The sequence below is a fragment of the Methanoregula sp. genome (genome assembly GCF_028679125.1).
Lineage (GTDB): Archaea > Halobacteriota > Methanomicrobia > Methanomicrobiales > Methanospirillaceae > Methanoregula.
The window spans coordinates 1-12,347 of record NZ_JAJRCG010000021.1 but is presented as its reverse complement, the minus strand read 5'-3'; the positions used below and the strand labels follow the sequence as shown (position 1 = coordinate 12,347).

Annotated in this window: 14 protein-coding genes, 1 tRNA gene and 1 pseudogene; 10 read left to right on the top strand and 6 right to left on the bottom strand. The window is 56.9% G+C overall.

From position 1 onward, the window contains the following. Positions 1–66 precede the first annotated feature (66 nt). From LUQ43_RS11605 to LUQ43_RS11570, 8 genes are all read left to right on the top strand, one after another. Positions 67–741 (top strand): MTAP family purine nucleoside phosphorylase, encoded by a 675-nt coding sequence (locus LUQ43_RS11605; RefSeq protein WP_299967852.1) that lies wholly within the window; start codon positions 67–69, stop codon positions 739–741. A 13-nt stretch (positions 742–754) separates the two neighbouring features. After that, positions 755–2,080 (top strand): amidohydrolase family protein, encoded by a 1,326-nt coding sequence (locus tag LUQ43_RS11600; RefSeq protein WP_299967849.1) that lies wholly within the window; start codon positions 755–757, stop codon positions 2,078–2,080. Further along, positions 2,080–3,522 carry an MBL fold metallo-hydrolase gene (locus tag LUQ43_RS11595; protein ID WP_299967847.1) on the top strand — a complete coding sequence of 481 codons (1,443 nt, stop codon included), beginning with the start codon at positions 2,080–2,082 and terminating at the stop codon, positions 3,520–3,522. The genes LUQ43_RS11600 and LUQ43_RS11595 overlap by 1 nt, the downstream gene beginning before the upstream one ends. After that, the gene (locus LUQ43_RS11590) at positions 3,519–3,740 is read left to right on the top strand and encodes a DUF3006 domain-containing protein (protein WP_299967845.1); all 222 of its coding nucleotides are present in this window, start codon (positions 3,519–3,521) and stop codon (positions 3,738–3,740) included. Before LUQ43_RS11595 ends, LUQ43_RS11590 begins: the two co-directional genes overlap by 4 nt. Positions 3,741–3,805: 65 nt before the next feature. Continuing rightward, complete coding sequence (locus tag LUQ43_RS11585; RefSeq protein WP_299967843.1) at positions 3,806–4,027, top strand: hypothetical protein; 222 nt, start codon at positions 3,806–3,808, stop codon at positions 4,025–4,027. Positions 4,028–4,145: 118 nt separating this feature from the next. Beyond that, entirely contained in the window at positions 4,146–5,102 is a 957-nt protein-coding gene (locus LUQ43_RS11580) for an ATP-binding cassette domain-containing protein (protein WP_299967841.1), read from the top strand. Beyond that, positions 5,095–5,856, top strand: a complete 762-nt coding sequence (locus LUQ43_RS11575; RefSeq protein ID WP_299967839.1) for an ABC transporter permease — start codon at positions 5,095–5,097, stop codon at positions 5,854–5,856. Before LUQ43_RS11580 ends, LUQ43_RS11575 begins: the two co-directional genes overlap by 8 nt. 84 nt (positions 5,857–5,940) lie before the next feature. Further along, entirely contained in the window at positions 5,941–6,510 is a 570-nt protein-coding gene (locus LUQ43_RS11570; RefSeq protein ID WP_299967836.1) for a DJ-1/PfpI family protein, read from the top strand. A 107-nt stretch (positions 6,511–6,617) separates the two neighbouring features. On the opposite strand, the gene LUQ43_RS11565 is transcribed toward LUQ43_RS11570, so the two are convergent. Beyond that, entirely contained in the window at positions 6,618–7,064 is a 447-nt protein-coding gene (locus tag LUQ43_RS11565; RefSeq protein WP_299967834.1) for an FxLYD domain-containing protein, read from the bottom strand. Positions 7,065–7,178: 114 nt separating this feature from the next. Next, positions 7,179–8,879 carry an AMP-binding protein gene (locus LUQ43_RS11560; RefSeq protein ID WP_299967831.1) on the bottom strand — a complete coding sequence of 567 codons (1,701 nt, stop codon included), beginning with the start codon at positions 8,877–8,879 and terminating at the stop codon, positions 7,179–7,181. 156 nt (positions 8,880–9,035) lie between these two features. Here LUQ43_RS11560 and LUQ43_RS11555 point away from each other — a divergent pair. Further along, positions 9,036–9,203 (top strand) — tRNA-Trp (locus LUQ43_RS11555). Positions 9,204–9,210: 7 nt separating this feature from the next. Here the strand turns inward: LUQ43_RS11555 and LUQ43_RS11550 are convergent. Both LUQ43_RS11550 and LUQ43_RS11545 read right to left on the bottom strand, forming a co-directional pair. Further along, positions 9,211–9,714 carry a hypothetical protein gene (locus tag LUQ43_RS11550; protein WP_299967828.1) on the bottom strand — a complete coding sequence of 168 codons (504 nt, stop codon included), beginning with the start codon at positions 9,712–9,714 and terminating at the stop codon, positions 9,211–9,213. A gap of 18 nt (positions 9,715–9,732) precedes the next feature. Continuing rightward, positions 9,733–10,074 carry a hypothetical protein gene (locus LUQ43_RS11545; protein WP_299967826.1) on the bottom strand — a complete coding sequence of 114 codons (342 nt, stop codon included), beginning with the start codon at positions 10,072–10,074 and terminating at the stop codon, positions 9,733–9,735. A 283-nt stretch (positions 10,075–10,357) separates the two neighbouring features. Between LUQ43_RS11545 and LUQ43_RS11540 the strand changes: the two genes are divergently transcribed. Further along, positions 10,358–11,149: a PhzF family phenazine biosynthesis protein gene (locus LUQ43_RS11540; protein WP_299967823.1), complete on the top strand. Its 792-nt coding sequence runs from the start codon at positions 10,358–10,360 to the stop codon at positions 11,147–11,149. Between the two features lie 202 nt (positions 11,150–11,351). Here LUQ43_RS11540 and LUQ43_RS11535 read toward each other — a convergent pair whose 3' ends face one another. Both LUQ43_RS11535 and LUQ43_RS11530 read right to left on the bottom strand, forming a co-directional pair. Continuing rightward, on the bottom strand, positions 11,352–11,615 hold the full coding sequence (locus LUQ43_RS11535; RefSeq protein WP_363318518.1) for a hypothetical protein: 264 nt from the start codon (positions 11,613–11,615) through the stop codon (positions 11,352–11,354). Between the two features lie 57 nt (positions 11,616–11,672). Beyond that, a pseudogene (locus tag LUQ43_RS11530) lies at positions 11,673–12,209 on the bottom strand (C39 family peptidase); the annotation flags it as partial. Positions 12,210–12,347 lie beyond the last annotated feature (138 nt).

The following is a 12,347-nucleotide window of genomic DNA, read 5'->3' as shown; positions in this document are numbered from 1 at the left end:
CGAAGGGATTTGGATGATGCAGGTCAGAGATATGCCGGAAATCGCCCGAGCCGCCGGGGGATGCTGATGCTGGGAATTATCGGCGGCACCAGCCTCCTCTTCTCCACGCTGCCGGACCTTGCAAAGCAGGAGATTGCAACGCCGTTTGGCACCGCAGAACTGCTCTGCGGCGACAACCTCGTGATGCTGATGCGCCACCAGCTCAACCGGCCACCGCACCGGATCAATTACCGGGCGAACCTTGCGGCCATGGCCATTGCCGGAGTCACGGATATTGTCGCGTTCGGGTCATCGGGCTCGCTCAGGCAGGATATTGCGCCCGGCTCGCTGCTCATCCCCACGGACTATGTCAGCATGTCCGATATACCCTCCATCCACGACCATGCTATCGAGCATGTCCGCCCCGAACTCTCGGACCGGCTGGTGAAAAAACTCGCGGAGCGGATCCCGTCGGCACGGTTCGGCGGGGTATATGTCCAGACCCGGGGGCCCCGGATCGAGACGATCGCTGAGGTGAAGGCGCTTGCAGGGTTCGCCGATGTTGTGGGTATGACGGTGGCATCCGAAGCAACCCTTGCCTGCGAACTTAAGATGGACTTTGCTGCGCTCTGCACCATCGAGAACTATGCAAACGGCCTGGGGAACGAAGTGCTGACGTACGAGCACATGCTTGAGATTGCACGGGAGCACCGGGACCGGAACGAGAAGATTGTAGCAGATATCATCAAGTACATGAGTTGACGGAGAGAGGACTATGTCTGATTACGAGATGAATGCGCTTTTCCGCGGGAACCACTCCCTGCTGATCAGCAATGTTGTTGTAGACGGCCGCACGGTCGATATTTCTATTGACGAGAAGGGCATGATCGCCAGTATCGGCGAGAACGAGCGGAAGGAATGGAAAGGCGAGGCGGATTTTCTTATCGACGGGAACGGGGCGCTCGCCCTGCCAGGCCTGGTCAACACCCACACCCACGCGGCCATGAGCCTTCTGCGGGGGTATGCCGATGACATGATCCTGCAGGACTGGCTCTCGCAGAAAATCTGGCCGCTCGAAGCCCACCTGACCCCAAAAGACGTGTACTGGGGGACACGGCTCGCGTGCAACGAGATGATCCGGTCCGGCACGACTGCGTTCAATGACATGTACTTCATCATGGACCAGGCAGCCAAGGCCGTGGACCAGGCCGGTATCCGGGCCACGCTCTCGTACGGGTTCATCGATCTCGCGAACGCGGAGAAGCGCGAGGCCGAATGCAAGGCCACCGAGCAGCTGGCAGCTCACATCCGCACTCTCGCCAACCCACGGATCAAATTTGCGGTCGGCCCCCACTCGCCCTACACGTGCTCGCCCGAAGGGCTGAAGTGGTGCGCTGAATATGCACAAGCGCAGAAGTGCGGGATTCATATCCACCTCTCCGAGACCGAGAAGGAAGTCAATGACTGCGTTGCGCAGTACGGCAGGCGCCCGGCCGCCCATGTCGATGAGTGCGGCATCCTTACGCCGCAGACGGTTGCAGCCCACTGCTGCTGGCTGGACGAGGCGGAGTGCCAACTGCTCGGGAAGCGTGGCGTCTCGGCTGCCCACAACCCGGTGAGCAACATGAAACTCGCCACCAACCGGGCCATGCCCTACCCCTGGCTCAAGGCTGCGGGGGCAAACGTCAGTCTCGGGACGGATGGCTGCTCCTCGAACAATAACCTCGACATGTTCGAGGAGATGAAGGTCGCCGCCCTCCTCCAGAAGTTCTACTGGAACAATCCCACGATCCTGCCGGCACCGGAGGCCCTTGCCATGGCAACGGCGAACGGGGCAAAGGCGCTCGGCCTCCCGACCGGGCGGCTCGCGGCCGGCACCCCGGCCGATATCATCCTTGTCAGCAACCGGGATGCCTGCAATGTCCCGATCCACAACGCGACCTCGAACCTGGTGTATGCCTGCAACGGCTATTCCGTGGAGACCACCATCTGCAATGGCAGGATCCTGATGCTCGACCGCGGCATCCCGGACGAGGCCGAAGTGCTGAACGAGGCGACCGAGGCTGCATTCAAGCTCGTGGACCGGGCAAAGTCAGCCTGATGCAACCAGAGGCAGCAATGCGACCCCTCTCCCGTTCTTCAGCCCGGGTCAGTACCGTCATCGCGGTACTCCTGGTACTCGTCCTCGTTTCTGCGGGGTGTACCAGTCCGCAGCCCGGTGCACTGCTGAACCAGAATACCACCGGTGACCTCCACGCGTATTTCCTGGATGTCGGGCAGGGGGATTCATCGGTCATCCTCTTCAGGGACAAGGTAATCCTGATCGATGCCGGTGAAACAGACCGGGGAGACACGGTTGTCAGCGACCTGAAAAAACTCGGCGTCACGAAGATCGACCTCCTCGTTGCAACCCACCCTCATTCAGACCATATCGGCGGGATGCAGAAGGTTCTCGTTGCCTTTCCCGTAGGGAAGGTGCTCGATACCGGGATGCCCTCGACCTCTTCGCTGTACGAGCATTTCCTCGAAACGGTGGACGAGAAGAATATCCCCTACATTGTGGCAGAATCAGGACAGAACATTGACATCGACCCGGCCCTCGGGATCCTCGTTCTCTCTCCACCCAAAGAGCGGATAGGGGACGATATCAACACCAACAGCATCGTCCTGCGGATCTCGTACGGCACCATGAACCTGCTGTATGCCGGCGATGCTACGGCTGCCGCCGAAGAGGTGATGACAAAGACCGGTTATCCCCTGGATGCCCGGGTGCTCAAGGTCGGCCACCACGGGAGTTCCGGTTCGAGCTCGGCAGCGTTCCTTGCAAGGGTGAACCCGGATGTCGCGGTCATCTCGCTCGGGAAGGACAATGACTACGCCCACCCGCACACGGCCACGCTCGAACGGCTCGCAACCGTGGGTTCGAAGGTATTCCGTACGGACAGGGACGGGACGGTCCGCGTGGTGAGCGACGGGAGCACCTTCTCGGTAACAACGGAAAAAGGAGATTCAGGTTTCTGGAACGCGGCGGTCTATGCAACTACGCCCTCCCCAAAAGTCACCGTGACGAATTCCGGAACAGCGATTCCCCTGCCCGCGATCACCCTGAATGCCACCGGCCTGGTGCCCGACCTCTCCAATATCTCCCTCACCAATGTCACGATCCCGGTCACCCTGCCCCCGGTCCAGATAGGCAATGCATCGTCAATTGTCATCAGCGCCACGCAGTTCAATGCACCGGGCGATGACCGGGAGAACCTGAACGGTGAATGGGTCCGGATCACGAACAGGGGAAGCGGCTCCGTGCTCATTGCCGGCTGGACGCTCTCCGACAAGACCGGCTCGCACCCGTACACCTTTCCCGCAGTGGTCCTCATTCCTTCGACCTCCGTGACGGTCTTCACCGGCAGCGGCACCATGAACGACACGGCGCTCTACATGGGGCAATCCACACCGGTCTGGGGAAACAGCGGGGATGTTGCCATTCTCCGTGACGGTACGGGTAAAATCATTGACGAAGAAGGAGAGGATATACCCGCATGAAGGCCACCATCGATCGCATTGAGGAGGGGATCGCGGTTCTTATCCTTCGCACGGATGAACCCCTGCGATTCCACCTCCCCGTATCCCTCCTTCCCCCTGAATGCAGGGAAGGCGATATCGTCACGATTGCGGTTGAACGGGACACCAAAGCCACTGCCGAAGCAAGGGACCGGGTTGCCGGCCTGATCCATGACCTGCAGAAAAAAGGTGGTACCTGATACCTGTATTGAATTCCCGGCATAACCCGACACGTTTTTACCTCTTTGCAACGAAGATGCGGGATATGACGCACCACGAATCGTTTGAACATCACAATCACCAGGAATCCGGCAAGGGCCCGGCAAACAATACCGGAAAAACCTGCAGGGTTTGTAAAACCTCCTACATCCACGATGAGCACCCCTCTTTCTTTGGGATTTGCCCAACGTGCGGGTACAAGATCCTGATCGTGCTTTTGATCATCATGGTCGCGACATCCTATGTCGCGTGGTTTGGCGTGTTCTAGGTATCAATGCAATAACCTCAATCCCGTTTCTCTTTTTTCATTTTCGTGATCGGTAGGATACAGATACATAAATAGATCCCCGGGATACAGAGAACTCAAAAGTACAGGTGGATCGTTCATGTACGCCATTGAAGCCCTCTCGCTCTCGAAGCGGTTTGGTGATATCCAGGCTCTCACGCATGTGGATTTTTCTGTGAACGTCGGGGAGACCTTCGGGTTCCTCGGCCCGAACGGTGCCGGGAAAACAACCACGATCCGCATTCTCACGGGGATTTCTGCACCCACGGAAGGGACTGCCCGGATCTTCGGCAACGACATCGTGCAGGAGACTATCGCCGCCCGCAGGCAGATGGGGATCGTGCACGAGACCTCGAATATCTACACCGACCTTACCGCATGGCAGAACCTGATGTTCACGGCCGAGATGTATCATGTCGGGAGAACGGAGCGCGAGAAGCGGGGATCTGAACTCCTCGACCTCTTCGGGCTTACGGAACGGAAGGATGACAAGACGAACGGGTTCTCGAAAGGTATGAAGCGCCGGCTCACGCTTGCCATGGGCCTCATCAACGACCCCCGTCTCCTCTTCCTGGACGAACCGACTTCGGGCCTCGATGTGCAGAGCAACCTGATCATCCGGGACGTGATCCGCGACCTCAACGAGAAGGATGTCACGGTCTTTCTCACGACCCATAATATCGAGGAAGCGAACCTTGCCTGCGACCGGGTGGCGATCATCAACCACGGGCGCATCGCGGCAATTGATTCTCCCGAACGGCTGAAAAAGACGATCCAGAGCGTCCAGTCCGTGGAAGCCGCGTTCGATCTTCCCGCGCCACCGGAACCGGAAGACCTGGAACAGATCCCCGGGGTCACCGAAGTCATAAAGCAAGGCGATAAGTTCCGGCTCATCACCGAGGACCCGTCGGCTGTTATCGAGGGTGTCATGGCCTTTGCCGCACAGCGGAAAGGGAGGGTCATCAGCGTCAACACATTGGGCCCAAGCCTGGAGGATGTCTTCATCCGGTTGACCGGTCTCGATATCCGGACAAAGGGGGTGAAGACCGTTGACTGACCTGGCGGGCTGCTGCGGGGAGCTCGTGAGCGAACTGACCGCAGCATGGGCGATCGCGAAAAAGGACATGCTCATCTACTACATCAAACCGAATATCATCGTCTCCGGCATGCTCTTCCCCCTCTTCATGTTCCTTGCCTTTGCAGTCGGGAGGCCTGCGGAATCTTCCGTGATGATCCCGGGGCTTATCGCGATCACGATCCTCTTCTCAGCGTCCTCTATCGAGCCCGTCTCCATCCCCATCGAACGGCGGATGAAGACGTTCGACCGGCTCCTCTCGGCCCCCATCTCGCTCCACGCGGTTGTCCTTGGCGAGAGCCTCTCCGGGTTCATCTACAGTCTGGGGATTGCCGTTGTCCCGCTCGTTGTCGGGCTTATCCTTTTCCCCACGCCGATCACGAACATCGCCCCTCTTATCGTGGGTATTATCCTCACGTCGTTCTGTTTTGCAACCATGGGTACGCTCTTTGCCGCATATCCCACGGAAAGCCCGGGCGATATCATGTCCATGCTGAATCTTGTGAGGCTCCCGTTGATCTTCATCTCCGGGGTGTTCATCCCCCTCTCCCAGATTCCCGATGCGGTCCGGTTTGTCACGTACCTCTCCCCGCTCACGTACGGAAACGACCTGATCCACGCGGCGTTCAGCGCGGAAACCCACTTTCATCCCGTTGTCGATATCGCGATGATCTGCGTCTTTATCCTGATCTTCCAGTTCGCCGCAAACCGGTTGTATAAAAAATTCAATGAGTGAAGCAGGTCAACAGGTACTGAACAGATCCTGCGGAGGGGGCCGGATGCAACCGGCCCCCTCTCATTGGTGATGGAAGGACAAGCCATGAAGATCGCCTTTGTGATTTACGACAACCTGACGCTGCTGGATTTTGCCGGTGTTTACGACCCCCTCACCCGGCTGAAAACAATGGGTTTTATGGATGACCTTGCGTACGATGTCTGCGCCCGTACCGAACGGGTCCGGTCTTCAGAAGGGGTTGAACTGATCGCAGACCTGGTGGGAAATGACCTCTCATCCTATGATTACGTGATCATCCCGGGTGGCGACGGGATCAAAGGACTGATGAAGGATACGGAGTTCCTGCACTGGATCTCCGCTGCATACGGGAAATCGACCGTTGCAGCGGTCTGCGGGGGTTCGCTGCTGCTCGGTGCTGCCGGCCTGCTGCGTGGAAAGAGGGCGACTACGCATCCCAATCTGACGGGCGTGCTGAAACACTTCGCAGGTGAAGTGTCGACAGATCGGATCGTTGACGAAGGAAATATCATCACGGCCGGGGGTGTGACTTCAGCCATTGACCTTGGTCTTTACCTCTGCGAGAAGATTGCCGGGAAGGATGCCCGGGAGAAGATACAGGTGCAGATGGACTATTCCTGTTACCGCGTGCGGTGACACCTGTATCCGTATTGTGTTTTTTCCGGAACCTGTTTTATCTGTCCCGGGCCGGACCGGCGGCAGGCGCCCCCCATTTCCCACCGGTATCCCTGCAGAGTATCATTTCAGAAGAATGCCCTCCGCTCCCTGATCACCGGCTCCAGCTCGTAGGTGTAGAGATCCGGGTACCCGGTGCTGACCGAGAGGTTGAACGGGACAATCTCATGGTACCCGACATGACCCACAGATCCCTCGGAAGAAACAAACGCCTTCCCGTTCCGGTCATAGAATGTCCCGCGGACAATCAGGTTCTCCATGGGCCGGGTGCAGGTGTTGCTGACATACCCGGTTATGGTGATCTCCCGGGACGATCCTGTATTCCCGCTGTGTGCGGAATCATTGACGCGGAAGAAGCAATCGCTTGCTGTTACGGTGTCAGATTCGGTGATCTGAGTACCTGGTGCCACCGTCTCCGGAGATGACGATACGCATCCGGCAAGTGCCGCTATGACAAGTACCAGGACAAGTACACCCCCGGCTTTCACCAACGGATTGTTCTTCATGTACTGCATGGTGTAGCCGTATCTTCACAAAGCCTTTTCCCCTGGACCGGAGGTGAGGATAACCATGGACTCCAGGATCCGGCATGGCCGGTTGTACCAAAAAAAGGGAGGATAATGGGGGGATTATGCGGTCAGGACCTTGTCGGCTTCCTGGAGGCCGAGCACCTTGATCGACTCTTCCCGCATCTTGAACTTCATGATCTTGCCGGAGATATTGATCGGGAAATCGTTTACAAACATCACATACCGCGGGATCTTGTAGTGGGCAATCTTCCCCTTGCAGAAATCCTTCACGTCCTGCTCGGTCATGGTCTGGCCGGGCTTTGTCTTCACCCATGCACAGAGTTCCTCGCCGTACTTCACGTCCGGGACCCCGACAACGTACACATCGGCAATCTTCTCATGGTGGTGCAGGAACTCCTCGATCTCGCGCGGGTAGATATTCTCCCCGCCCCGGATCACCATGTCCTTTAACCGGCCGACAATCTTGAAGTAACCTTCCTCGTCCATCGTGCCGAGGTCGCCTGTATGGTTCCAGTGATCCTTGTCGAGCGTTGCATGGGTTGCCGAGGGATTGTTGTAATAGCATTTCATGACGCAGTAGCCGCGTGCGCAGATCTCGCCGATCTCCCCGTGCGGGACGATCTTGCCGGTCTTGGGGTCGATGATCTTGAGTTCGGTGTGCGGGAACGCCCGCCCGATCGTGGTGACACGGCGTTCTACCGGGTCTTTCGTGGTCGTCATCGTGACACCGGGGCTCGTCTCGGTCTGGCCGTACACGATCACGATCTCGCTCATGTGCATCTTGGTGTTGACTTCCTTCATCACTTCGATCGGGCAGGGAGAGCCGGCCATGATGCCGGTGCGGAGGGTTCTCAGGTCGTATTTTGCAAAGTTCGGGTGCGTGAGCTCGGCAATGAACATGGTCGGGACGCCATGCACTGCGGTGCACCGTTCCTTCTCGATGGTCTTGAGGACCGATTCGGCATCGAAGGTCGGGGCGGGCAGCACCATGGTCGTGCCGTGGGTGACGCAGGCAAGGTTGGAGAGGACCATGCCGAAGCAGTGGTAAAACGGGACGGGAATACAGAGCCGGTCCTTCTCGGAAAATCCCATGCCTTCTCCGATGATGAACCCGTTGTTGAGGACGGAATGGTGGGTGAGGACAACGCCCTTGGGGAACCCGGTGGTGCCGCTTGTGTACTGGATGTTGATGGGGTCATCGAACGAGAGCCCTTCCCCCCGCTCCCGGATATCGTCCATCGACATCGTATCCGCCTTCTTCAGGAAGTCACCCCACGTGTACATGCCATTATACGGGATGTCGCCCATGAAGACCGCGTTCTTGAGGAACGGGAACTTCTCGCTGGAGATCTTCCCGGGTTTGCATTCGTATGCCTCGGGGCATGCCTCGTAGAACATCCCCACGTAGTCCGAGGTCTTGAACCGGCCCTGCACGATCAGGGTCGAGATCTCGGCCTGCTTGAGCACGTACTCGAGCTCGTACGTGCGGTACGCCGGGTTGATGTTCACCATGATGGCGCCGATCTTCGAGGTCGCGAACTGGACTACCACCCACTCGGCATGGTTCATGGCCCAGATGCCGACCCGGTCGCCCCGCTCTACGCCAAGGCCCATCAGGGCGCAGGCTACCAGGTTTACCTGCTCGGCGAATTCCCGGTAGGTATACCGGATATTCTGGTGCACGGACACGATGGCCTCGGTGTCCGGGTATTTTGCTGCTATGCTATCGACCATCTCGCTGATGGTCATTCCCAGCAGCGGAACTCCTGATGTCCCGCATATGTAACTGCCCTCAACCATTGCAATAGTACTGGGACATGAGGTATTATATGCGTGATGATTTGCCCGGACCGTGGTGCACCACCATCCGGCTTTGTATGAAAGAACAAAACTCTTAAGTTTATACAGCGCGATTTTATTGAGTCAGCATGGGAATACCGTCCCTGTTGGTGTAATGGGGTTGTGGCCTAGCCCGGTATGGCGACGGGCTCCAGCGGTCTTTGCGTTCTTTGTGCTCGCAGATGATGAACAATGGGTCTACTGAATTCAAGATGATGACCCGTTGGAGCACTGATGCATGTCGGAGAGACCCGTCGATCGTGAGTTCAAATCTCACCAACCCCACGTTTTCTCATATCTGCTCTTTTATCGTGCTGGTTTTTTCAGCCACTTCTGATCTCCGGTGCATAAGCCAGCTCCCGGCAAGAGATAAGCCGGCAAATACTGCGCTCACCAACATTACGACGGGAAAAATAAAAATGGCATATCCCGTCACAAATGCCAGCCGGGGCATGAGACCGGGTTCCAGGTACGGGACATACTGGTTCGCGGAGAATACCGCCATGATCAGGTTGCATGCCACAAATACCCCGAGGAAGCCGGCACAATAGGGATCGGGCAGTACCCGGCCGGATCGGGGTTCCCGCTGGTGGAGTATCTCTGAAAGAGCCCCGGCGATCACCAACAGGGCCGGCGCGATAAGGAACACCATGGTAAGAGACAGGAAGCCCCCCTTCAATCCTGACGGGAGTGTTGGTTCAAGATACGTCATGGTCACAAAGAAGATGACCGGGTACAGGATCCCGAAGAGCATGCCTGGGATGATGATCGTGTTCGTGTTAATCTTTTCAAACATCGCGTGCCACCTCTCACGTTATCCGGTATCCTCTTCACGTCTCGCACGGATACGGTATATATAATAACCCCCGGCAAGAGCGAACAGCGCGAAGAATATGCCCAGTATTGCCGCGAAGGTCAGATATTCAAGTGCCCTATCCAGGGCAAACAGCAGGCGGGGGGTAAGTCCGGAAGGGAACTGGGGGAGATACTGGTTCATGCCAGATTCGAACCCGGTTATGAGTCCGGCACAACACATTCCAAGGAACCCGGCAAGATAGGGAATTACCGGCTTCCACCGGGCATGGGGATTACAGGAATGCATTTTTTCTGCAGCCGCGCCCGTTGCTATCAGCAGGACCGGTACGACTGACAACATGGTAAACAAAAACAGGGTCGCTCTCCAGCCCTCTGTTCCCAGTACGGTGAGGCAATTGGATCCCCCGATAACCACCGCCCATATCGTGATCCCGGACACCAGCCCCGGGATAAGTATTTCAGACCCCCTGAATCGGAAGAATGCTGGTACTGTCACAATCACGGTATTTGCATAAGACCCCTAATAGATTTCCGAATACCTGCAAGACCGGACCCATCGATCCGTCCCCGAAAAACCTGCCCCTTCCGATCCTTTATTTCCCCCGGCACACAATCACTCATCCATGCAAGCAGAACTGCACCTCGTCGACGCCTTCACGAGTTCGCCGTTCCGCGGGAACACGGCGGGCGTCTGCATTCCTGATGGCCCTGCCGATGCTGCATGGATGCAGCAGGTGGCGGCCGAGCTCGCGCACTCGGAGACCGCGTTCCTGTTTCCTGAAGGTGAGAACTGGAACCTGAAGTGGTTTACGCCCGCAAAGGAACTGGAGCTCTGCGGCCATGCCACGCTTGCGGCCGCGTTTGTGCTCTGGGAGACCGGCCGCGTTTCCCGGGACAAGGCGATTGTGTTTGAGACGCTCTCTGGCAAGCTGACTGTCCGGCAGGAAGATGACTGGATCAGCATGGACTTTCCGGCAGAACCTCCCGCCACGTCCATGCCGGTGCCCGGCCTTGGCCCGGCGCTCGGGGTCGAGCCGTTGTATTACGGCCGGAACCGGTTCGATATCATCGTGGAACTGCCCCTCGCGGATGATGTCTGTAGTCTCGAACCCGATATGGCTGCCCTCTCTGCCATCCGTGCCCGGGGGATCATCGTCACGGCGGCCTCCGATCTCCCGCACTTCGATTTCGTCTCCCGGTTCTTTGCACCGTCCGTGGGAGTTCCGGAAGACCCGGTCACCGGCTCGTCCCACTGCTGCCTTGCACCCTACTGGGGAGCAAAACTCAACAAAACGGAGATGACCGGGTTCCAGTGTTCGGCCCGGGGCGGATCGGTCCGCGTGACCTGTTCGGGCGACCGCGTCATCCTCAAAGGCCACGCGGTCCACGTCTTCTCGGGAAAACTTCTTGTCTGATTTTTTTAAAATAATACACCCTTCTTGGTGTGTATTTATGAATTTCCGGGCGCTTTTGAAACTCACATGAACCGGAGTTCTCACCCGAAGTATAAAAAATTCCCAAATTGTCCGTTCGAGAAACCAAAAACTCCTGGACCTGTCGAACTAATCGACACATCCTCGAAACGTGTCGAAAAAACTTAAAAATTTCGACATATCCTTAAGACTCTGAAAGCAATTTCAGGAGAGCGGGATGGAGGTAGATTTTCTCACGCCCGACTTTACGGGATTCCAGTACACCGATTCCCTCAAGCTGCTGAAGATATTCAGCCGCAGTCTGTCGTTTTGCAATACCCGCATCAACAACGAACGAGATTTTACTGTAGGGCTGAATAAAAATCATCTCGACAAGTTCCCTGGAATAGATCTTATGGGGAAGGTTTTCACGGCATAATACGGTTGTCTCAAAAGGGTGTCTGCAGATTCGTTCGATGTCCCGTTTTATCGCGGTCTGATCAAAAATGGCAAAAAAATGGGATAACTACTTCGTCGGAACAGGCAGCACGAAGGCAGGTATCTCCGAAGGGCCGACAAATACCGGCCGCTCTGATGGCGGCGTTCCGCGGATGAAGACGCCCAGATGGTAATACTTCTTTGCATCGGGTGGCAGCGGGATGTCCGCTTCATAATCATGCCAGCTGGCAACAAACTCTTCGCGGGTCATACGGAGCCGGGATCCCAGGAGGAACGGGTCTTCCAGGTACACATACCGGTCATCCATGCCGATGACAACCATGTAATGCCCGGCAGACCAGGTGTTCTCCCAGGTGCTGTTCGGATCCATAAACCGCTGCCCGTCAATGATGACCGGGGTGCCCTGGCTGAGAGCCGATGCAAGGTCATTCAGGGTACAATTCTCTTTCCACTCGGCATCAAATCCCTGTTGTTGTGCGACCCGGACCATGTCCCAGGGTAATGTCCCATGGGAGGGGGTGGTGTTCAGCATCGACCGGATGTCGCACTCAAGGGAATTTTTTCCATAATAATTCATGACGGCCTGGAATGACGAGGCGCCGCAGGAATAATACTCAGCCTCAGTACTTCACTAAATTTTCCTCCATGACCTTTGGATAGTCAACAACACTTACCAACCTCCGATCAGCCGAGAGATCGAAGAATAGAAACCAACGAGACGAATTTGAGTTTTTTCCGTAGT

Coding starts and splice junctions, on each gene's coding strand:
- LUQ43_RS11605 (WP_299967852.1), top strand. CDS start 67: ATGCTGGGAATTATCGGCGGCACCAGCCTCCTCTTCTCCACGCTGCCG.
- LUQ43_RS11600 (WP_299967849.1), top strand. CDS start 755: ATGTCTGATTACGAGATGAATGCGCTTTTCCGCGGGAACCACTCCCTG.
- LUQ43_RS11595 (WP_299967847.1), top strand. CDS start 2,080: ATGCAACCAGAGGCAGCAATGCGACCCCTCTCCCGTTCTTCAGCCCGG.
- LUQ43_RS11590 (WP_299967845.1), top strand. CDS start 3,519: ATGAAGGCCACCATCGATCGCATTGAGGAGGGGATCGCGGTTCTTATC.
- LUQ43_RS11585 (WP_299967843.1), top strand. CDS start 3,806: ATGACGCACCACGAATCGTTTGAACATCACAATCACCAGGAATCCGGC.
- LUQ43_RS11580 (WP_299967841.1), top strand. CDS start 4,146: ATGTACGCCATTGAAGCCCTCTCGCTCTCGAAGCGGTTTGGTGATATC.
- LUQ43_RS11570 (WP_299967836.1), top strand. CDS start 5,941: ATGAAGATCGCCTTTGTGATTTACGACAACCTGACGCTGCTGGATTTT.
- LUQ43_RS11565 (WP_299967834.1), bottom strand. CDS start 7,064: ATGCAGTACATGAAGAACAATCCGTTGGTGAAAGCCGGGGGTGTACTT.
- LUQ43_RS11560 (WP_299967831.1), bottom strand. CDS start 8,879: ATGGTTGAGGGCAGTTACATATGCGGGACATCAGGAGTTCCGCTGCTG.
- LUQ43_RS11550 (WP_299967828.1), bottom strand. CDS start 9,714: ATGTTTGAAAAGATTAACACGAACACGATCATCATCCCAGGCATGCTC.
- LUQ43_RS11545 (WP_299967826.1), bottom strand. CDS start 10,074: ATGTTGTCAGTCGTACCGGTCCTGCTGATAGCAACGGGCGCGGCTGCA.
- LUQ43_RS11540 (WP_299967823.1), top strand. CDS start 10,358: ATGCAAGCAGAACTGCACCTCGTCGACGCCTTCACGAGTTCGCCGTTC.